This is a genomic window from Desulfobotulus alkaliphilus (genome assembly GCF_007830435.1).
Taxonomy (GTDB): Bacteria; Desulfobacterota; Desulfobacteria; order Desulfobacterales; family ASO4-4; genus Desulfobotulus; species Desulfobotulus alkaliphilus.
Genome location: NZ_VLLC01000006.1, coordinates 119,889 through 140,798 on the forward strand (window position 1 = coordinate 119,889; position 20,910 = coordinate 140,798).

Genomic DNA, 20,910 nt, shown 5'->3' on the forward strand with positions numbered 1-20,910 from the left:
TGCTGGTCTGGTTGTTGTCAGGCCCATGGTGCGAGCTTTAATACGGGCAGGCGCAAGGCCTGCCCCTACGAATGGTTTTTACGGCCCTGTTTTTTGTAGGGGCACCCTTTACGGGTGCCCGCAAACAAGCGTAAAATCTGGTCATATAATTTCCATGATTAAAGTTCGCATGGCTGAAAGACAGTGGTAATCAGAAAAACTCTTGTTTAAAGGGATGATTTTTTAACCCATACGGAGAAGTTATGAACCCAGAAAAGGATGAAAAGAAAAAGCAGGATGCCATGCTCCAGCAGGAAATACGGAGCAGCAGGAAGTTCTCCATGGCAGAAGCCATAGGCAGGGAGGGAGGACATTTTATGAAGGGCCACAATCCTGTGCCTGCCATTGATCAGCTTGTGGCTAAACTCAATGATTTTATCAGGGATCACACCCCTGACGCCTCAAGAATACTCATATCCGTGCTTCAGGAAAGGGTAAAAAACAACAGCCTTGCCCTTTCTGAGCAGTCAGAAAAACCCTTTGGCTTTCTTCACGGGCTGATCCGATCCTGTCTGGATCACCCCGAGCGCCTCTATGAACTCACCCGTCAGGCAGACATCAGGTGGGGACAGATCAACAAGGAAAAACCCTATTTCCAGAAACCCGGTGAGCCGCCCCACCCCGATGATGAGTATTCCCATGAAAGCGTAGCTGCAAGGCTTAGGGATCTGCTGGAAGCCATTGAAACCCGCATGGACGGGGAGGATGACGGCTGAGCAGGCAAAAAAACAAAAATACAAAGGACTTTAAAGACCTTAAAGGCATTAAGGACACAGACCTAAGAAACAGATAAGTCAGTTTTCCCTAAAGACCTTAAGGACTTTAAAGACATTAAGGACACAGGCCTAAGCAACAGATAAGTCAGCTTTACCTAAAGACCTTAAGGACCTTAAAGACATTAAGGACACAGGCCTAAGCAACAGATAAGTCAGCTTTACCTAAAGACCTTAAGGACCTTAAAGACATTAAGGACACAGGCCTAAGCAACAGATAAGTCAGCTTTACCTAAAGACCTTAAGGACCTTAAAGACATTAAGGACACAGGCCTAAGCAACAGATAAGTCAGTTTTCCCTAAAGACCTTAAAGACATTAAGGAAACAAGCACAGAAGCCTGCCGCCCCCTGAAAGACCCGCAGCACCTTCTTCAGGAAAGAAAACTCCACAAAACCCCGGCGGCAATGGCAGAACCGATTACCCCTGAAATATTGGGGGCCATGGCATGCATCAGCAGAAAATTACCGGGATCTTCCTCTTGGGCCACATGATGCACCACACGGGCGGAATCCGGCACGGCCGACACTCCCGCAGCGCCAATCAGGGGGTTGATTTTGGTTTTCAGAAAAAGATTCATGAACTTGGCAAAAAGCAGACCACAGGCCGTTGCCACGGCAAAACTCGCCGCTCCCAGCACAAAAATCCCTATGCTTTTTGCATTGAGAAACACATCCGCCTGGGTGCTGGCCCCAACGGTTACCCCCAAAAGAATGGTCACCGTATCAATGATCACCGTACGGGCTGCCACAGCCAGACGATCCGTGACCACGGCCTCCTTGAGGAGATTCCCCAGAAAAAGCATACCCAGCAGGGGAAGGGCCGCAGGGGCTATGAAACAGCACATGAGAAGCCCTGTAATGGGAAAGAGAATTTTCTCCCTCTGGGAAACCTTTCTCGGCTCTTCCATGCGGATGCGGCGTTCTTTTTTCGTGGTGAGCAGCTTCATGACGGGTGGCTGGATCACTGGCACCAGCGCCATATAGGAATAGGCGGCAATGGCAATGGGTCCGATGAGATCAGGGGCAAGCATGGACGTAAGGAAGATGGCCGTGGGGCCATCCGCACCACCGATAATGCCTATACTGGCTGCCTCAAATGGAGAAAATCCGATGGCCAGAGCACCAAGAAAGGTAAGAAAAATACCCGTCTGGGCCGCAGCCCCCAGCAGCATCAGGGAGGGTCTTGCCAGAAGGGTGGAAAAATCCGTCATGGCTCCGATGCCAAGGAAAATCAGGGGCGGATAAATGCCGTGGGTAACGCCCATATAAAGGTAACCCAGAACGGAGCCTTCTTCATAAATGCTCAGGCCCAGCCCATGGAAGACCGGGATATTTCCCATGAGAATGCCAAATCCGATGGGCACCAGCAAAAGGGGTTCATAGCGTTTGACGATCCCCAGATAAATAAATACAAGCCCCACACAGATCATGAAAACATGGCGGATATCAACCATATAAAAGCCGGTATTGGTTAAAAAATCCTGCAGCAGCGGGATCATGTCTCTTCTTTCATGGTCAGTCGTTTCTGGTGTTCCTGCCGCCCGATCAGGCCGGCAGGGCTCTGGACCCCTTTTTTACCTGAGATTCTCCGCCTTCAAAAAGCCCTTCAAAGGCTGCCTTTTCCCAGACATAAAAGCCTCTTCCATCGGGCTTCAGCACGCCGGTACGCACAAGGTCTGCCAGAATGGCATGGGAGCGGGCAATCCCCCTTTTTTCCGCCTGTTCCAGAAGGCCCGGCAGAGACAAGGGAGATCCCATCTTTTCCGCCAGAAGGGCGTAGCTGCCGCAGGCTTCCTGAAAACCCGCAAAGCCTTTCAGAGCCGGAGTTTCAGGCCGGTCAGAAACAGACGCCCCCTCCGTGACAGGCCCCCCCTTCTTTACGGACTTACGGTCTTTCCGGGCGTCAAAAAAGGCAAGGATGCGGTGCAGACGGGAAATGCTGAAGGCCAGAAGACTCAGACAGGTGAAAACAATAAGAATACCAAGAAAGGCCATTTCCCAGCCATTGTGGCTGGCAATGGCATCCAGACCGTACTCAGGCATCTTTCCTCCCCCTGCTGAAATCCTCTTCCACAAAAATTCTTCCGCTGTTTTTCTTCGCCTGCCTCTGGTGCAGATAGGCCTGAATGCTGCGGTGAATCCTGTCCGCAAAACGGGGGTGTTCTTCCAGCATACGATCCCTGCCGGAACGGTAGAGGGCCATGAGGGAACCATCGGTCAGGGCAAGGGCTCTGGCCGTATAACGGCCCTGATTCAGCATGGCGTTCATGCCGATCACCTCGCCACTGCCATGGAGGGTAAAGGCACTTCCGTCGGGAAAGGCCATGAGATAGTCACCGGAGATGGTGATATAAAGGGTTTCTGCCCTTCTTCCCCAACGGATAATCTCCTCGCCTTCCCGCACCCGGAAAACCTGCATATAGGCCGCAAGGACTTCAAGGGATTCCGGACTGACCCGCTTTAAAAGGGGCAGGGTTTTCAGAATACGCACCATGGTATCAGAAAGCGTATGCACAAAAAATCTCCTTATCCGATACGGCAGAGAACCGCATCCTTGGCAACGGAATCCCCGCTTCGTACAGAGAGGGTCAGAATTACCCCTGAAACCGGAGCCACAAGGGCATTTTCCATTTTCATGGCCTCCAGAATCACCACGGTTTCTCCGGCTTTCACACTGTCCCCCTCCTTTTTCCGGAAGGAAACCACCATTCCGGGCATGGGCGCCACAAGGGGAGTTCCCTCATCCCCATCATTTGCAGGGGCAGGAATGGAAGCCTGGGCTTTTTTGACGGGGCCTGCATCATCTGCTTCCCTGAGCGTCTTTTTTTCCGCAGCAGGCGGGGTCAGGGGAAAGGCATGGCGGATCACCGGAGCCCCTCCCACCTCGTCCACACCCACCTCATAATAGGTGTCGTCCACAAAGACATTGAAGGTGCGGATATAGGGACTTTTTTCCGGCACTTTCTCAGGCTCTGTGATTTTATGCTCCCCTGCCAGAATCCGGATCATCCGCTCCCGTATTTTCATGGCCTCTTCCAAGGTCCGGGGAAGGGTGTATTCCGGAGGCGTTTCCTTGCCGTATTTCCAGCGCAGAAAACGTTTACCTGTCACAGGAAAAAGGGCACAGAGCAGTTCATCTTCAATATCCGCAGCCAGCCCCCGCAACTCTTCCCGCACCCCCGGCAGTTCAGGCTTCAGGGCTTCTCCGGGCCGTTCCCGCAAAGGACGCACACCCCTTGGATGGCCCTCAAGGGCTTTTTTTCTTAAGGCAGCGTCCAGGGGGCCGGGAGGCTCGCCGTGAAGGCCAGCGCAGAAATCCCTTATCTGGGAAGAAATCATACGGTAGGATTCCCCTTCCGTATCAAACAGCACATTGTTCACGGCCTGGGTTCCCAGAATGCGGATCAGGGGCCTGACCAGAGGCGGATTGCCCAGATCCCTGCGCACCCTTTCCAGTTCTTTGAAAACCGCATCCAGCCTGTCTTCGGCCCCGGTTTCTTCCAGCTGACGCTTCAGGTCCGCTTCCATGCCTCCGGGAAGGCTGTGGATCAGTGCCGTGGTGTCCATGGGTGTTGTGCTGCCGCCATAGAAATGCCAGTATTTGGGAAGAATTTCCTCTTCGCTGAGCCGGTTCAGAGGAGCGATTCTTTCAAGATCAAGGCCCGTATCCCGATCGCCTCCCTTCAGGGCTGCAATCAGGGGCTCCACGGCACCATGGCTGCTTCGCATGGCAAAGGGAGCAAGGCAGGTGTCCGCACCGTCAGCGCCTGCCTCCACAGCGGCAAAAAGGGAAAGGGGACCAAAGCCTGCCGTGGCATGGGTATGAATATGAAGGGGCAGAGATACGGCCGCTTTCAGACCCGCAACCAGTTTCCGGGCCTCTCCGGGCATGAGAAGCCCTGCCGTGTCTTTGATCAGCAGGGAATGGGCACCCATATTTTGCAGGGCAATGGCTTTTTTCACATAATATTCCAGCGTATACAGGCTTTCTTCCTCCGGAAAGGCTGCCGTCCGGCTGTAACAGATACATCCCTGAAAATGGGCGCCTGCCTGTAAAACACTTTCTCCGGCAACCTGAAGATTGCGCAGATCATTCATGGGATCAAAGAGCCTGAAAACCCGTATTCCGTTCACATGGCTCCGCTCCACAAAGGCCCGGACCACATCATCCCCATAACAGCGTTCCCCCACAAGGTGCTGGCCCCTGAGCATGCAGGCCATGGGGGTTTTTGTGAAATACCGTTTCAGGCTGCGAATGCGCTCCCAGGGATCTTCATTCAACTCCCTGTGCATCACATCAAAGCCCGTTCCGCCCCAGACCTCCACGGCCCAGAAGCCCACATCATCCATCAGTGCTGCCATGCGTACCATATCCGCCGTACGGCCCCGTCCCGCATAAAGGCACTGAAAGCCATCCTGCAGGCTCACATCACAGATCGCCAGAGGTTTCTGATTCATCACCGGTTCCATGGTTCTCCTTAAAAATTACGGTCAGGATTTCCGCTGCATCCACTGAGCCGTCTGCATCTGATCCATGCGTCCGGCCGTACTCCAGATATTTTTGGGCTGCTTTCCGGCAGCACGATGGGGACTGGCCCCCAGCCGCCGGAGAGCCGCCGCCTCTCCGTCCCGGATAAAGGCCATCACCGCTGCCATGGCCGCAGCCATCTTCTTCTGTTCTTCCATCATGGGCAAAAATCCTTCAGATGAGGGTTTCCCACTTTACAAGGGGATATTACCATGCTTTCTGGCAGGCTTCTGCACCCGCTTGGAACCCAGGGCTTCCAGGGCACCAATGATACGGGGCCGGGTTTCCGAAGGCTGGATCACCGCATCCACATAGCCTCTGGACGCAGCAATATAGGGGTTGGAAAAAAGAGCTTCGTAGGCCTCCTTTTTCTCCCGGCGGGTTCTGGCGGGGTCCGGTGCCTCCCTGATTTCCCTGCGATGGATGATATTGGCCGCACCTTCGGCTCCCATCACGGCAATTTCCGCCGTGGGCCAGGCAAAAACCATGTCTGCCCCCAGATGTTTGGAGCTCATGGCAATGTAGGCCCCGCCATAGGCCTTGCGGGTGATGAGCAGAATTTTAGGAACCGTGGCTTCCACATAACTCCAGAGGAGTTTGGCTCCGTGCCGGATGATGCCACCCCACTCCTGACTGCTGCCCGGAAGAAAACCCGGTACATCGGCAATGGTGATGAGGGGAATGTTAAAGGCATCGCAGAAGCGGATGAACCGGGCGGCCTTGTCCGAAGCATCAATGTCCAGACATCCCGCCATGACAGCAGGCTGGTTGGCAATCACACCGGTGCTTCTTCCGTTCATGCGCACAAAGCCCGTCACAATATTGGGAGCAAAAAGGGGCTGGGTTTCAAACATCTCACCGCCATCGGCCAGAAGCTTTATCAGGGTGCGCACGTCATAGGCGGCATTGGCCGCATCGGGGATGAGGCTGTCCAAGGCCGGTTCCACCCGGAAGGGATCATCCCCCAGATCCTTTACCGGCGGATCTTCCATGTTGTTGGACGGAAAATAGGTGAGAAGCTCCCGGATGCCCTCAATGGCGGCCATATCCGAATCCACGGCAAAATGGGCCACCCCGCTTTTCACCGCATGGGTCATGGCCCCGCCAAGACTTTCAAAATCAATGACTTCACCGGTGACGGAACGGATCACGTCCGGACCCGTGATGAACATATAGCTGGAATCCTTCACCATGAAAACCCAGTCCATCATGCCCGGAGAATAGACCGCCCCGCCTGCTGTGGGCCCCATGATGGCGCAGATCTGGGGAATGACGCCGGAAGCATCGGCATTACGGGTAAAAATCTCCCCGAAACCCGCCAGCGCATCCACCCCTTCCTGAATCCGGGCACCGCCGGAATCATTCATCCCCACCACGGGTGCTCCAGCCTTCAGGGCCAGATCCTGCACCTTGGTAATTTTTTTGGCATGCATTTCCCCAAGGCTGCCCCCCCTTGCGGTAAAATCCTGGGCATAGGCAAAGACGGGACGGCCATCCACCAGACCGTGGCCTGTGATCACGCCATCTGCCGGGATAAAGGTATCTTCCATGCCAAAATGGGTACAGCGGTGGGTGACCAGAGCATCCAGTTCCTGGAAGGTGCCGGGATCGAAAAGGTGAAAAAGCCTCTCACGGGCCGTGAGTTTTCCCTTTTCCTGATGCTTGCGTACCGCATCTTCTCCACCCATTTTCAAAACTTCATTTTCACGGAGCTTCAGCTCACGCAGTTTTTCAACGGTACGGCTCATATATTCTCCGGATCAGATGATTTTGAAAGCTTTCTTCCCTAAGCCCGTCCGTACATACCATGACAAGGCTTCTGTCATCTACTGCATTCCAGCAAAAGCACAGAAGAAAAATGCATGGTTAAACCCGCCTCCCTGCAGGATCAGGAACCGGAACAGGGCATAAAGCAGAATATGTGCCATAATCAGCAAAACAAAAAAAGGAAAACCGGAGCAAAATGTCCGGGTAGGGCCTAAGCACCCAAAAAAATATGGATCATGCGCCCGTATTTTAAAAAAATGCGGCATGACAGGAAAGCCATCCCTCCCGGAACAACATACACAAAAAGTACAGACCCATGCCTTGCATGCACAGCCCAGCCCTTTGCGCCATTTATGACAGACCCTTGCTGCCCGATCTTTCCATAATCTGATTACTACCCTGACTCAGCCACAGTTTGCTGGTCAGATTGTTGCCAGGTCTATGGTGCGGGCTTTAACACGGGCAGGCGCAAGGCCTGTCCCTACGAATGGTTTTTACGACCCTGTTTTGTGTAGGGGCACCCTTTACGGGTGCCCGCCAACAATCGTACAATCTGGTCATGTAATTTCCATGGCTGAAAGAGAGTGGTAATCAGATTCCATAATGCCGGGAAAATCCACCACTTCAAAAGCGGACTGAGCCATGACGCAAGCCAAAAAAATCTTTGCCAAGACAAATAGTTTGTTTACAAAAAACAAACCTGTTCGATATCCTTATTTCTGACGTAAAAACAGCCAATGCATTTCATAAGGATTTCAGACCATGCCTTACAAAAGCTTTCTTTTTACCCTGATGCTTCTTGCTTCAGCCCCCCTTGCCCATGCCCACAGGGCCATGGTGCTGTGCAGTGACAACGGCGACAACACCATCACCTGTCAGGGTGGTTTTTCCGACGGCTCTTCCGCCGCAGGTGTGGCCATGCGCATTGAATCCACGGACAAGCGGGTGCTCATGCAGGGACGCATGGGCGAAGACTCCGAATTCACCTTTGAAAAACCCCGCATCCCCTTTGTGGTGGTCTTTGACGCAGGCGCCGACCACCGCGTCACCCTTCCCGGAAGGCAGATTTCCCGATAATGAACGCCATCGAAGTACAAAACCTCTGCCACCGCTACAAGGGGAAAAGCGTTTATGAGGATCTCAGCTTTTCCGTTCCCAGAGGCTCCGTATGCGGGCTTCTCGGCAAAAACGGTCAGGGCAAAACCACCCTTGTGAACATCCTCATGGGCTTTCTCAAACCCGTATCCGGCCGCTGTCTGGTCCTTGGAGAAAATTCCCACAACCTTTCTCCTTCCTTAAGAAAACGGGTGGGCCTTCTCCATGAAGGACATCAGGCCTATGAATTCATGACCATCGCCCAGACGGAAACCTTCTTTTCACGGTGGTATCCGGACTGGAACCGGGACATCTTCTATGACCTTGTGAACCGGATGGGCCTTTCGCCCGGCCACAAGATCCGCCAGATGTCCTGTGGCCAGCGCTCTCAGGTGGTGCTGGGGGTAATCATGGCCCAGAACCCCGACCTCCTGATCCTCGATGACTACAGCATGGGGCTGGATGCGGGCTACCGCCGTCTTTTTCTGGATGTTCTCCACGACTTTGTGGCTGCCGGGGATAAAACCGTTTTTGTGACCAGCCATATTGTTCAGGATTTAGAGCAGCTGGTGGACACCCTGCTGTTTCTGGATCAGGGCCGCATCACCCAAACCCCCCTCAAAGACTTCATGACCTCCTTTAAAAAATTCACCTTTACCGCAGAAAAGGGGCAGGTGCTCCAAAAAGATACGGTCATCACCGGCCTTGAGCAGCGGGGAAACCGGATCACCCTCTACACCTATGGGGAGATGGACGATCTGAAAAGCCACCTTGCGGGGCTTGGCATCCGCCCTAAAGATCTGCAACAAAGCCCCATGAGCCTTGAAGACGGCTTCATCGGACTGATGGGAAAATACTGATATGTGGCAATCTCTCTTTATGAAGGAGTGGCTCAAGCTCCGCTGGTACTTTACGGCGGCCTTTCTGGTTCATCTGGGCGCAGCCTTGAAAATCCTCCTCGATATCCGCCAGATCATCCTGATGGAGCACGGGGAAATGGTCTGGTATCAGGCCATTCACCTGCACACCCTTTTTTATGGGCCCCTGCGTTATCTGCCCCTGATCACGGGCCTTGTGCTGGCGGCAGCCCAGTTCATGCCGGAAGTTTCCGGCCGGAGAATGCGGATTTCCCTGCACCTTCCCATGGATCAGAACCGTATGCTTTTTTTATGTCTCCTTGCGGGTCTTTTCCACCTCGGAGTCCTTGCGGTGCTGGATCTGCTGCTCACGGCAGCAATCCTTCTCTGGTATTTCCCCCACGAGCTGGCGCTGGCTTCTCTCCCCACCCTGTTGCCATGGATCAACGCCGGATTCATCGCCTATCTTGGGGCCGTGCACCTTCTCCTTGAACCTTCCTGGCCCCGCAGGGTTTTTTATGCCCTTGTTTTCACGGCCCTTAGCTCCCTGCACTTTGCAGGCAGCGGCTATGGCTGGCTGACACCGGCCCTGCCCTTTTTCCTGCTGCTTTCGCCGCTGGCCCTTCTGGGCGTTCTTGATACGGGCCGCAGATTCCGTCAGGGAGGTGTATCATGACGCTGAATCCTCTTTCCCGATGGGCTGCCCGCATACTGGCCGTGATTGCCATCTTTTTCATCCTTCCCGCCCTTTTTGATAAAATCTGGACCCGGAAGAGTGAGGCTCCCCTTGTCTTTTTCAGCCCTGTGCAGAAGGCGTTTGTCTATCAGAAGTCCCTCGGCGGCCATCAATTTATCTATGCGGATGAAAGGGGCAGGGAGTTTGACCGCGGGGCCTTTGAGGATCTCCTGCCCTTTGTCTATTTCCGCAATTACGAGCTGAGAAACGAAGGCCCCCTTGAGCTTGAAGGCAGAATCTTTGACCGGGAAACCATCCGCAGCCAGCGCCAGTCCTTTGAGATCAAAGCCAGAGATCTGAAGGGCAGCCGGCCGCAGATTGCCCTTTATCCCCTCTTCAACAACGATCCCGGCATTGCCATGATCCCCTTTCCCGAAGATGTTTTCCGCTTCACGGAAAAGGGCATGGAATTTATCAATGCCGACACCAACCGCAAAGACGAGGCCCTGTCAAAGCGTTTTACGGAAAGCCTGAAGGAAAAGGGCTTTACCTTCCCCGCCACCCTCATCAGCGGCAATCCCACCAACCTCAAGCCCTTTGATGAGGGATACTTTGTGAAGGACAGCCAAGGCGGGGTTTTTCATATCCGAAGGGTAATGGATCAGCCGGACATCCGGAAAACGGGCATTCCGGCGGATATGGGGATTCTTGACATTGCGGTATCGGAAAACCAGCGGCGGGAATTCTACGGCATTCTCATCACAGAAAGGGGCGGGCTTTTTCTCATTGCCTGGGACAGCTATGAATTGATTCCCCTGCCCTCCGACGGCTTTGACCCTCGGCGCATGGACGTGAAACTTCTCGTCAATCCCCTTTACCGTACCCTGATCCTCACAGGGGAAGACAGGGTGCATGCCACGGTCATGGATACGGAGTATCAGCCCCTGAAATCCTTTACCCTGCCCTTTTCCCAGACGGGCTCTGGATTGGCCGGGAATGTAAAGGACTTTCTTTTTCCCTTCACCTTAAGCCTTGAAAGCCCCTGGCAGAATCAGGCCAGCTTGCAGCTTCAAAAGGGCAGCTTCTGGTCCTTTGGGGGGATTGTCCTTGCCATGATTCTTTATCTCATTTTTTTAAGAAGAAAAGGGCCTTTCTACCGCAATGTGGGGGAGTTTGGCTTTCTCATGCTTACGGGGCTTTTCGGGCTGCTTCCCCTGCTTTTTGTAAGGAAAAATTGAAAAAACGATTCCATGAAAAAAAATGGTCAGAGAGAAACCTTTGCATTATTAAGGAAAATCAGGAACATTCTAATCAAAAGGTGTATGTTTTGGAAATATGCAACTATACCATCATTGTACCTTGCATGGAAAATGATGAAGGAATATTTTTAAAGGCAGCTTTTCCGAGCCATAAACACACAAAAAAAATACGGTTTAAAGGGGGAATGATGAATAAAAACGATAAAAAGACTTTTGAGCCAGTCGATCAGGAAGAAAAAGACCTGATGGAATCAATTGAACATGACGAATGGCAACCAGTCAAAAATTTTGATCGGGAAAGAAAAAAAGCAATCGAAGCTGCAAGAAATACATTGAAAAAAGACAGATAACACTGGCCCTGATGCTTTATCTCATTTCTTTCAGAAAAAAAGGGGCTTTCCACCGCCATGCAGGGCCGCTTGGCTTTCTCATGCTTACGGGGCTTTTCGGGCTGCTTCCCCTGCTTTTTATAAGGGAAAACTCAAAAAAACGAATCCATGAAAAAAAGATGGTCCGAGAGAAACCTTTGCTTTCAGGCCCTGTCGTTACCTTGGCGGTGGTAGCGCAGCAGAACCGCACAAACCTGAACCATAAGCGTAAGATTCGGGACAGGTCTGAAATTCGTCCCTTTTTCCATGTTTTGGCCTCTGATATCAGGATAAATGGAAAATTTGATTTTTTTCTTGATAGACGGACAAAGACGGGATACGGTTTTCCATATTTTGCCCTTGAACACCAGAATAAAAGGAAAATTATCCGGATATAAGGACGGATAACATGGAAAATTTTGTTAAAATAATGAAACAGATGTCAACTGCAATCAGTGGTTGCATATCAAATGATCTCGGTCTTCCTGCACTTACTTTAATTTATTGTTCTATAGATATAGTGAGTTATTTAAACAAAGAAGATGATGAGGGGAATAAGGCGTATTTTACAAAATGGGTAGATATATATTTAATCCCTAAACTTGAAGGGGATGTTACAAGTATTGATATTTATGCTTCAAGATGTGGAATTGTCCATCGAATGAGTAGTGAATCTGATTTAAGCTCAAAGGGTAAAGCGAGACAAATCGTTTATACTATGGGAAAAAAAGCAATAAATATTCAAGATCAAATTGATAAAAATGATAAAGAACATTTGTATACGACCCTTCATATCGACGAACTTTTTGATGCATTCATGCAAGCTGTAGAGAAATTTAGGTCGGATTTAATAAAAAATGATGAAAAAAAAGTCATTGCGGTCAAACGAGCGAAAAGAGTATACGGTTATTGCAATGTCGATAAAGATCAAGAATATGATATTACAATAACATAACATGTCAGTTCACCGGATTGAATTACGCTGACGCTTCATGGCAACCGGTGAACGACGGCGTTAGCTTGCCCAAGTCTCAGCTAGACAAAAGAAGGAGAAGAGCAAATGGATAGTTTTGTTATAATTTCAATCATTGCTGTTATTATTGGTATTATTCCTGCTTTTATTGCGTCAAGCAAGGGAAGAGATTTTGTTCTTTGGTGGATTTATGGTGCATCATTGTTTGTATTTGCTATGATTCATGCAATTTTATTGAAACCAAACGAAGAGCAGCTAATTAGAGAAGGAAAAAAACATTGCCCCTACTGTGATGAATTGATAAAGCCCAAAGCAACTGTATGTCGATACTGCAGCAGAGAACTACCATCAGAGCAGGAAGAATTTCCAGTATCAACTAAAGAAACAAAATTTTGTCACAATTGTGCAAATAATAGATACCATGGGTTTTCGGGGTATAAATGTAAATTAACAAAAAATAAAACAGACACGTTTGAAACATGTGGCAACTGGATTCAAATAAGTTAAATCCATGAGCCTATCATTATTACAGGCAAAAGAGGAAACGCTGTGCTTCTCTCAGAAGAAGACTGGAAAGCAGTTCAAGAGACCCTGTTTCTTCTGAACATTCCAAATATGCGTGAATCGATTCGGGAAGGGCTTGAAACTCCAATAGGCGATTGTAATGAGGAACTTGACTGGTGAGCTGGAAGGTCGTCTTTACAAAACAAGCTCAGAAAGATGCTAAAAAAATTTCCTCATCTGGCCTGAAATCAAAGGCAGAAGATATTCTTGGGATATTGAAACAAAATCCATATCAAACGCCACCGTCTTACGAAAAACCTGTAGGTGATTTATCCGGTGCCTGTTCACGAAGGCTGAACATACAACACAGAATTGTCTACCAAATCCTCACCGATGAAAAAACAGTCACAGTCATTCGAATGTGGACCCACTACGAATAAATGGAAGAACAATGGGTTGCAGGCGATTGCATCCGATGTTACTCCTGCAAGCCCTGAACCATGCCTTGGGCAACCCGACACAGACGTGAATACCCCCAGAGAAATCCATCAAGGAGGATCAAATGAATCCTTATAAGAAATCCGATGCTGCCATCGCCGCCCTGACTCCGGAACAGTTTCGTGTGACCCAGCAAAACGGCACCGAGAAACCAGGATCGGGCGAGCATCTTGATAATACCGAGCCGGGTATCTATGTGGATGTCGTGTCGGGCGAACCACTGTTTGCGTCATCAGACAAGTTTGAGTCGGGTTGTGGTTGGCCAAGCTTTACCAAACCCATCGAGCCTGCGTATATTCAGGAGCTGCAGGATGTCAGCCATGGCATGGTGCGAACCGAAGTTCGGTCGGTTCATGGCGACAGCCACCTGGGGCACGTGTTTCCCGACGGCCCCAGGGATCGCGGTGGTCTGCGTTACTGCATCAATTCGGCTTCGCTGCGCTTCATCCATCGCAAAGACATGGAAGCAGCGGGCTATGGGGACTACCTCAATCAGGTGGAGGACAGGTCATGACACAGGAACGCGCTGTTCTGGCGGGCGGCTGCTTTTGGGGGATGCAGGATCTGATTCGCAAGTTACCGGGGATTGAGGCCACCCGGGTGGGTTACACCGGCGGCGATGTCCCCAACGCCACCTACCGCAACCACGGCACCCACGCCGAGGCCCTTGAGATTCTTTTCGATCTGGAGAAAATTTCCTATCGCCGCATTCTGGAATTCTTTTTCCAGATACACGATCCCACAACCACTCACCGGCAGGGCAATGACCGGGGACCGTCCTACCGATCGGCAATTTACTATGTGAACGAGACGCAGAAAAAAGTTGCCCTTGACACCATCATGGATGTGAATGCCTCGGGATTATGGCCGGGCAAGGTGGTAACGGAACTCGAACCTGCAGGGGATTTCTGGGAAGCAGAGCCCGAGCATCAGGATTATCTTGTGCATTATCCCAACGGCTACACCTGCCATTACCCACGTCCGGGCTGGGTACTGCCAAAGCGTGAACGTGGGTGAGCAGTTTTCTTTTGTATGAAGATCAGAAAGAAAATTATCCACCAGATCATCCAGATGGAGCATTACTTATGGAAACTCCGAACGCCTTTTTGATAAACTCCCGAATCATTTCAAGGGTCCACAGCGCAATGGAAATCCGTAGTCCATAGGATTTTTTCCGCAATCTTCCAGAAAAGCTCATCAAAATCTTTGGTCTGGAACTTAACGGGCCGACCTGGAATCGATTTCGTCTTTAAAGCGTCAAGGCCGCCTTTGCGGTATTTGGCTATCCACTGGTAAATTGCGGATCGATGGTAACCCAGAGCCCTGGCGATTACCTCTGGGCTTTCACCCGATTCAATCTGCTGCACGGCGCGTATGCGGATAGCCTCACGGGTCTTATGATCGAGTTTTCTAGCGTCTTGTTTTTTCATAAGCAGCAATATACATCATGTCGAGTGGGATTTGAACTTCTGAGCAACTTGAATTTAGTTCTTTTAATTCAAAAGCTTAAAAAATGGCCAATTATCCATCACTGATCGAAATTAGTTTGAATCCTGCACAAGTTACTCTATGACAAGACGCCCTGGCAGGGCGTGAGCTGCTTTTTAGTAAGTGGGGTATACCAGTTATTCTATCTGAGAATCTATAATCCTCAATGGCGACAATAATGGCAATGCTATTACCTTTAGTAATTATTTTCATACGCCATCCCTGAAGTGATGACGGTAAATTTATAGAGCAGAAGTTATTATACAGATCCGTATAATTCCAGGAAAGTATTTAAATCCGAGAATACAAGCCTACCCAAGAACAACTTTTCTATCCACATAATCTGCAATCTCTCATGATAAGCAGAAAACCTCATATCTTTGATTTTTCAGTTCCCGCCTAATTGCTTTCAAAAAATACTCAAACCCACGGCAACCAGAAATCATTCAAATTTTTTAAACCAGCTTTTCTTTCATGAAAAGTCGTTCTTTACGTCAAGGCAGACTGCCAGCCACTTGGCTTACCGAGTCCTTTTTTCTGTCTGGTTTCTGACCAAGCACCTGTAAAACGCTCATGGAGCTGAAAAAACTGGATAAATCCCAGCGCTGATCTGAAATTACCCGCTTTTTCTTTTCAGTAATGCACGGCCAGCCAGATGGTTTCCACATCCGGAGCCGTCCATTCCACCCTGTGCCCGGAACGGGCGGGAATAACCAGATAGTCCCCCGGCTCCAGAATAACGACGGATTCGGGATCTTTGAAACGTATCCCGGCCCGGCCCTGCACCACAAGTACAAATTCATTTTTTTCCTGATCATACCAGAAACCCTCGGGGGAGGCATGGCCCTTGGACAGAATGCGTTCAATCACAAGCCCCTGATGCCTTACAAGGGGCTCAAAAACTTCTTTTTCCAGCTTATCAGGCAGATTGGCAAAGAGAGATTGTTTCATGGTAATTCCTTTTTTCTGGCTCAGATTCGCTGAATGGGGAATCAAAAGAGTATTTTATAAGATTTTCCCGACCCGCACCATGCATCCCTTATCCATGTGTACAAGAAAGTCCAGCCAGTCCAGCCCCTCCAGATGGTGGGTGGCAAGGATCAGAGTTTTTCCGGCACTGACCCTGCCAAGGGCCATGCGCACGGCCTTTGCGGTTTCAGGATCCAGATGGGCTCCCGGCTCATCCAGAATCCAGAGGGGCGCATCCTGAAGGATGGCCCTTGCCAGAGCAAGGCGCTGGAGCTGTCCCCCGGAAAATCCCAGACCGCCTTCACCCATGGGGCTGCTCAGGCCCATGGGCAGGGCTTTTATAAAATCAAGGGCTCCGGCTTCACCCAAGACCCGCAGAAGTTCCGCATCCGATGCATCGGGACGGCCAAGGCGCAGGTTTTCTTCAAGGGTTCCGGAAAACCATTCCGGCTTCTGCCCCATCCAGGCGATTTTCTTTCGGAAGGAGTTCATATCCAGCGTTTCCAAGGGCTGATCATCCACAAAAATCTGCCCCTGAGAGGGCCTGTCAAAGCCCAGAAGAAGGGTGAGTATGCTACTTTTTCCTGCTCCGCTGGGCCCCACCAGCCCCACCCGCTGGCCTGCCCGAATGTGAAGATCCACATCCCTGACCACGGCATTTCTTCCATCGGGACGCCAGCTCACTTTTTCCATGCGGATGGAAGGTGCTCCTTCCGGCTGCCATTTCAGAGAACCGGAAACAGGACGCAGACTTGCGGCCTTCACAAGGGGCAGCAGGGAAGAAGCCGCTGCCATGGCCTGGGCCTTTGCATGGTAGTCTGCCCCCAGACGGCGAAGGGCCATGTAGTATTCCGGAATCAGCAGCAGAATGAAAAGGCCGGACAGCAGAGGAACCGGAACCGTGCCCCTGGCCCATGGCACATGGCCCAAAAGCCCCATACCCAGATACACGGCCACCAGTGCGATGGACAAAGAGGCAAAAAGCTCCAGTACGGCGGAAGAGAGAAAGGCCAGCTTCAGTACGGAAAGGGTTTTCTTTCTGTAGCCTTCCGCAGCCAGATTCAGTTTTTCGCGGGCCGGTTCCACGGCATTGAGCTGGCGCAGAACCGGGAGCCCCCGCAGAAGATCCCGTATGCGTCCTGCCAGAAGGGATAAGGCCTGAAACTGTTTTCGTCCGGCCCGGGCCGCCTCGTTTCCTACCAGAACCATGAAAAAAGGAATGAGGGGGGCAGTGACCAGAAGAAGCAGGGCCACAAGGCGGCTGTGGGGCCATACGGCAGCAACAATGACAAGGGGGGTGACCACGGCCAGAATTTTCTGGGGAAGATAGCGTACAATATAATCATCCATGGCATCCACCTGCTCAAGAACCATGGCGGAAAGAACGCCGTCTCCTGCAATACGGCTTCGGTGGGGGCCTGCATCGGTAATTCTGTCCAGAAGTTCCCTGCGCAGCCGACGGCGAAGGCCGAGGCCAGCCCGGAACCCGAAGCCATCCTTTGCCGCCAGAAAGAGGGGCCGCAGCAGCAGGCAGAGCCCCAAGAGCCAGAAGGAAGCCATGTCAAACCGGTTTTCCAAGGCCAGCCCCACCAGAAGATCCGCCAGAAAAAAACACTGAAACACCATGGCAAGGGCGGCCATGCTTCCCGCAAGGGCGGATATAATGAGCAGGCCCTGCACCCGTTTCACCTGTTCCTTAAGCCAGAGATCTGCTTTAACCTCCGTATCTTTGCCTGTTTCCTTCAAAAAAGAGATCCTTTATTTTTTTATTCATGTTCAGTAACATGTTAGCATACTTTCAAGGAGCCAAAAAAACAGATTTTTTTAATTTTATTCTCAGCAGATATTCAGTAATCGAGGATAGGGTTCAAATCAATGTCTCACAAGAAAACGATACACCCAAGACTAAAACTATTTTCCATTCCCACCTTCTCCTCTTTCATCTTGCACCGCAGCCAGACTGCATGATATGATTTAATTTATCTTTGCATACTATTCTGTTGCAAATTTAATATTTTTTTCACACAAAAGTCTCCTGAACATTCTTTTTCCCACTGTACAGACAAAAGCTCCGCTTTATTTTAAACCAGTTTTTTTATGTCTCAGGTTTTCCATGAAAAAGCGATCAGAAACACAAACCCGGAACCAGCAACAAGCCTGTTATGAAAATACGGATTCTTCTTCCATACCTTCCCCCCAATTCTGCTGTTGTGCATCAGGCTTCTTTTTCACACACCCCTTACCGGTCTTTCCCCACCTCCAGAGGAGTATGCCATGCCCAGTCCTTTTCCCTCCCCCACGGATACAGGGATCATCCCCGGCCTTGATGCCTCAGGCATCCTGAACCACGCACCCATTGGTATTTTCTCTTCCACACCCCAAGGGCGCTTTATCTCCGTCAATCCTGAGATGGCCCGCATATGCGGCTATGAATCCCCCAGGGATCTGATTGATTCCATAAAAGATATTGAAACACAGCTTTATGTAAATCCCGAAGAAAGAAGAAATTTTTTACATATTCTGAAAAACAGGGAAGACAAGGCAGCCTTTGAATGCTCCTTCCGCCGAAAAAACGGCAGCCCCTTTCAGGTTTCCCTCATCGCCAGCATCATCCGTGACCATGAAGGACGGACACTTGCCATCCATGGCTTTGCCACAGACATTACAGCCCAGAAAAAGGCTGAGGCCGAAACCCTGATCCAGAAAGAAAAACTTGAGAGCATTGCGGCCAATGTTCCCGGAGTCCTTTTCCGTTTTGACGTCTTATCCGATGGCCGATATGAGGTTCCCTATGTGAGCAAAGGCTCGGCGGACGTTCTGGAACTGGAGCATCAGCGAGAGGATTTTTTCACAGCCTTTCTCAAAGGCGTCCACCCTGAAGACCGGAACGCCTTTCTGGATTCCATTGAAAAGGCCGTCACAGAGGTCCAGCCCTGGCGTTTTGAGGGCCGTTATACCAAGCCCTCCGGTAAGACCATCTGGTGCAGCGGGGCATCAAGCCCCACCCGCCATGAAAACCGCCTTGTTTTCCATGGCATCATGCTGGATGTCTCCGACCGCAAACTTGCTGAAATCCAGAGTGCTAAATCCCATAAAAACCTGCTCACCCTCATGGATGCCATGGACGCCCTGATCTACATTGCAGATATGGACACCCATGAACTGCTTTTCCTTAATGCCTACGGCCGAAGGCTTTTCGGCAATGCCACCGGCACCAAATGCTGGGCAAGCCTTCAGGCAGACCAGACCGGACCCTGCTCTTTCTGTACAAACAAAAAACTGATCAATGGGGAAGGAATGCCTGCGGGAATTTATCAGTGGGAATTCAAAAATACGGTCAGTGGCAGGTGGTTCGACTGCCGGGATCAGGCCGTACCATGGACCGACGGACGGCTGGTGCGCATGGAAGTTGCCACGGATATCACCATGCGGAAGGAGGCTGAAAAAAAACTGCTTGCGGCCAAAGAAGAGGCGGAAACCGCCGCACGGACCAAAGCGATGTTTCTGGCCAACATGAGCCATGAAATCCGCACACCCATGAACGCCGTTCTTGGCATGACCCATCTTCTCATGGATACGGAACTTTCCGAAGAGCAGCACCGGTATATCGAAAACATCCAGTCGGGCGGCCAGTCCCTTCTGGCTCTCATTAACGATATCCTCGATTTTTCCAAAATCGAGGCGGGAAAAATGCACCTTGAACGAATGGATTTTGACCTGCAAGGTCTCATGGATGATTTCAAAAAAACCATGGACCTTCTGGCCAGTGAAAAGGGGCTTGCTTTTTCAATCCGGATTTGGCCGGAAACGCCCCTTCTTCTCCGTGGCGATCCTGCAAGGCTCCGTCAGATACTGATCAATCTTGTGGCCAATGCCCTGAAATTCACCGAAGAGGGTGCCATAGAAGTCTCCATTGCCGTTGAAAATGCAGACAGCCACAGCGCCCTGCTGCGTTTTACCGTACAAGATACGGGTATTGGTATCCCTGAGGACAAAACGGAGTTTATTTTCCACAAGTTCAGCCAGGTGGATGCATCCGTCAGCCGCAGATTCGGAGGTTCCGGCCTTGGCCTTGCCATATGCAGGGAACTTGCGGGACTGATGGATGGAAAAACGGGCGTGGAAAGTGTGGAAGGAAAAGGTTCCGCTTTCTGGTTTACGGCACGATTCCTGAGGCAGGAGGCTTCGGAAAAAACCCCATCCCCCATACATGAACCCGGTGAGACGGAAAGCGGCGGGCAGAAAAAAATGGCCCTCCCACAGTTTTCCGGCCGTGTCCTCATTGCAGAAGACAATGCCACCAACCTTGAGGTGGCCATGGGCCTTCTCAAAAAATTCGGCATCAGGGCAGACAGTGCAGGCAACGGCCTTGAAGCTCTGCAAAGTCTGAAAAACCAGAGTTATGACCTTGTTTTCATGGATGTGATGATGCCGGAAATGGATGGCCTTACGGCCACGGAAGAAATCCGGAAACAGGAGTTGCAGGGATGGCTTCCCGTTAAGGAAATCCCCGGTACAGACCTGCCCTTCTCCTTTCCCTTAAAAAAAATCCCCATCATTGCCATGACCGCCGGAGCCATGCCCGAAGACAGGGAGCGCTGCCTTGAAGCGGGCATGGACGACTACATTGCAAAGCCTGTTCATCCCGATGAGCTTTCAAGGGTACTGGTAAAATGGCTTGGGAAAGAAAATCCTGAGGATACTCCTGACACATCATCCGGCACTTTCCTGTATCCTCCGGAAGACAATGGGAGCGCCCACCTCTCTGGCATAAAAGGCATTCCCGTATTCAACCGCAGCGCCCTGCTGAACCAGCTCATGTATGATGAAAATTTATTAAAAAAAATCATCAAAATATCCGTTGGTTCCCTTTACCTGCTCATTCAGGAACTGCAAAAGGCCCTTGAGACGGATAACAGTCCGGCTGTCCATCTGCAGATCCAAACGGTCAAGACCATGGCCAGCAGCATCAATGCCGATGCCCTCTGTGTGCTGGCAAAAAAAATGGAAAAAGCTGCAAAGGACGGAGACATGGACACCGTGCGTAAAGGTGTGGCAGCACTGGAAAGGGAATTTGAAAAGCTGTGCAGGGCCTTTGGAAAGGATCTGTGATAA

General features: G+C 50.9%; 22 protein-coding genes. 13 read left to right on the forward strand and 9 right to left on the reverse strand.

Features of this window, described 5'->3' with window-relative positions:
* Window positions 1-242: 242 nt before the first annotated feature.
* On the forward strand, window positions 243-755 hold the full coding sequence (locus tag LZ24_RS05500) for a hypothetical protein (RefSeq protein ID WP_144683198.1): 513 nt from the start codon (window positions 243-245) through the stop codon (window positions 753-755).
* Window positions 756-1,184: 429 nt separating this feature from the next.
* On the opposite strand, the gene LZ24_RS05505 is transcribed toward LZ24_RS05500, so the two are convergent.
* Genes LZ24_RS05505 through LZ24_RS05530 form a run of 6 tightly spaced genes read right to left on the reverse strand, consistent with a single transcriptional unit; the run spans window position 1,185 to window position 7,089 of the window.
* Window positions 1,185-2,312 carry a sodium ion-translocating decarboxylase subunit beta gene (locus LZ24_RS05505; RefSeq protein ID WP_144683200.1) on the reverse strand — a complete coding sequence of 376 codons (1,128 nt, stop codon included), beginning with the start codon at window positions 2,310-2,312 and terminating at the stop codon, window positions 1,185-1,187.
* Window positions 2,313-2,358: 46 nt separating this feature from the next.
* The gene (locus LZ24_RS05510) at window positions 2,359-2,856 is read right to left on the reverse strand and encodes an OadG family protein (RefSeq protein WP_186442953.1); all 498 of its coding nucleotides are present in this window, start codon (window positions 2,854-2,856) and stop codon (window positions 2,359-2,361) included.
* Window positions 2,849-3,328 carry a Crp/Fnr family transcriptional regulator gene (locus tag LZ24_RS05515; RefSeq protein WP_144683206.1) on the reverse strand — a complete coding sequence of 160 codons (480 nt, stop codon included), beginning with the start codon at window positions 3,326-3,328 and terminating at the stop codon, window positions 2,849-2,851. Before LZ24_RS05515 ends, LZ24_RS05510 begins: the two co-directional genes overlap by 8 nt.
* An 11-nt stretch (window positions 3,329-3,339) precedes the next feature.
* The gene (locus LZ24_RS05520; protein ID WP_144683208.1) at window positions 3,340-5,283 is read right to left on the reverse strand and encodes a pyruvate carboxylase subunit B; all 1,944 of its coding nucleotides are present in this window, start codon (window positions 5,281-5,283) and stop codon (window positions 3,340-3,342) included.
* Window positions 5,284-5,304: 21 nt separating this feature from the next.
* The gene (locus LZ24_RS05525) at window positions 5,305-5,502 is read right to left on the reverse strand and encodes a hypothetical protein (protein ID WP_144683211.1); all 198 of its coding nucleotides are present in this window, start codon (window positions 5,500-5,502) and stop codon (window positions 5,305-5,307) included.
* A 33-nt stretch (window positions 5,503-5,535) separates the two neighbouring features.
* The gene (locus LZ24_RS05530) at window positions 5,536-7,089 is read right to left on the reverse strand and encodes an acyl-CoA carboxylase subunit beta (RefSeq protein ID WP_144683213.1); all 1,554 of its coding nucleotides are present in this window, start codon (window positions 7,087-7,089) and stop codon (window positions 5,536-5,538) included.
* A gap of 781 nt (window positions 7,090-7,870) precedes the next feature.
* Between LZ24_RS05530 and LZ24_RS05535 the strand changes: the two genes are divergently transcribed.
* The 11 genes from LZ24_RS05535 to msrA all read left to right on the forward strand — a co-directional run bounded on the left by LZ24_RS05535 (window position 7,871) and on the right by msrA (window position 14,355).
* Window positions 7,871-8,185 (forward strand): hypothetical protein, encoded by a 315-nt coding sequence (locus LZ24_RS05535; protein WP_144683216.1) that lies wholly within the window; start codon window positions 7,871-7,873, stop codon window positions 8,183-8,185.
* Complete coding sequence (locus tag LZ24_RS05540) at window positions 8,185-9,063, forward strand: ABC transporter ATP-binding protein (protein ID WP_144683219.1); 879 nt, start codon at window positions 8,185-8,187, stop codon at window positions 9,061-9,063. The genes LZ24_RS05535 and LZ24_RS05540 overlap by 1 nt, the downstream gene beginning before the upstream one ends.
* A 1-nt stretch (window position 9,064) precedes the next feature.
* A complete protein-coding gene (locus LZ24_RS05545; RefSeq protein ID WP_144683222.1) occupies window positions 9,065-9,736 on the forward strand; it encodes a hypothetical protein in 672 nt (223 codons plus the stop codon).
* Entirely contained in the window at window positions 9,733-10,974 is a 1,242-nt protein-coding gene (locus tag LZ24_RS05550) for a DUF4857 domain-containing protein (RefSeq protein ID WP_144683225.1), read from the forward strand. Before LZ24_RS05545 ends, LZ24_RS05550 begins: the two co-directional genes overlap by 4 nt.
* Window positions 10,971-11,345: a hypothetical protein gene (locus tag LZ24_RS17160; RefSeq protein ID WP_186442954.1), complete on the forward strand. Its 375-nt coding sequence runs from the start codon at window positions 10,971-10,973 to the stop codon at window positions 11,343-11,345. Before LZ24_RS05550 ends, LZ24_RS17160 begins: the two co-directional genes overlap by 4 nt.
* Window positions 11,346-11,772: 427 nt before the next feature.
* Window positions 11,773-12,318: a hypothetical protein gene (locus tag LZ24_RS05560; protein WP_144683228.1), complete on the forward strand. Its 546-nt coding sequence runs from the start codon at window positions 11,773-11,775 to the stop codon at window positions 12,316-12,318.
* Between the two features lie 105 nt (window positions 12,319-12,423).
* Window positions 12,424-12,843, forward strand: a complete 420-nt coding sequence (locus LZ24_RS17165; RefSeq protein WP_186442955.1) for a hypothetical protein — start codon at window positions 12,424-12,426, stop codon at window positions 12,841-12,843.
* A 15-nt stretch (window positions 12,844-12,858) separates the two neighbouring features.
* Complete coding sequence (locus tag LZ24_RS05570) at window positions 12,859-13,020, forward strand: hypothetical protein (protein ID WP_281282273.1); 162 nt, start codon at window positions 12,859-12,861, stop codon at window positions 13,018-13,020.
* Window positions 13,017-13,280 carry a Txe/YoeB family addiction module toxin gene (locus LZ24_RS05575; protein ID WP_144683230.1) on the forward strand — a complete coding sequence of 88 codons (264 nt, stop codon included), beginning with the start codon at window positions 13,017-13,019 and terminating at the stop codon, window positions 13,278-13,280. Before LZ24_RS05570 ends, LZ24_RS05575 begins: the two co-directional genes overlap by 4 nt.
* Window positions 13,281-13,402: 122 nt before the next feature.
* A complete protein-coding gene (gene msrB, locus LZ24_RS05580; RefSeq protein ID WP_144683232.1) occupies window positions 13,403-13,852 on the forward strand; it encodes a peptide-methionine (R)-S-oxide reductase MsrB in 450 nt (149 codons plus the stop codon).
* Window positions 13,849-14,355: a peptide-methionine (S)-S-oxide reductase MsrA gene (gene msrA, locus LZ24_RS05585; RefSeq protein ID WP_144683234.1), complete on the forward strand. Its 507-nt coding sequence runs from the start codon at window positions 13,849-13,851 to the stop codon at window positions 14,353-14,355. Before msrB ends, msrA begins: the two co-directional genes overlap by 4 nt.
* 110 nt (window positions 14,356-14,465) lie before the next feature.
* Here the strand turns inward: msrA and LZ24_RS05590 are convergent, their stop codons facing one another.
* From LZ24_RS05590 to cydD, 3 genes are all read right to left on the reverse strand, one after another.
* Window positions 14,466-14,768: a helix-turn-helix domain-containing protein gene (locus LZ24_RS05590; protein ID WP_144683236.1), complete on the reverse strand. Its 303-nt coding sequence runs from the start codon at window positions 14,766-14,768 to the stop codon at window positions 14,466-14,468.
* A 691-nt stretch (window positions 14,769-15,459) separates the two neighbouring features.
* Window positions 15,460-15,777, reverse strand: a complete 318-nt coding sequence (locus tag LZ24_RS05595) for a cupin domain-containing protein (protein WP_144683238.1) — start codon at window positions 15,775-15,777, stop codon at window positions 15,460-15,462.
* A 54-nt stretch (window positions 15,778-15,831) separates the two neighbouring features.
* A complete protein-coding gene (gene cydD / locus LZ24_RS05600) occupies window positions 15,832-17,541 on the reverse strand; it encodes a thiol reductant ABC exporter subunit CydD (RefSeq protein WP_144683240.1) in 1,710 nt (569 codons plus the stop codon).
* 528 nt (window positions 17,542-18,069) lie between these two features.
* Here cydD and LZ24_RS05605 point away from each other — a divergent pair.
* Entirely contained in the window at window positions 18,070-20,907 is a 2,838-nt protein-coding gene (locus LZ24_RS05605; RefSeq protein WP_144683242.1) for a hybrid sensor histidine kinase/response regulator, read from the forward strand.
* Window positions 20,908-20,910: the final 3 nt, after the last annotated feature.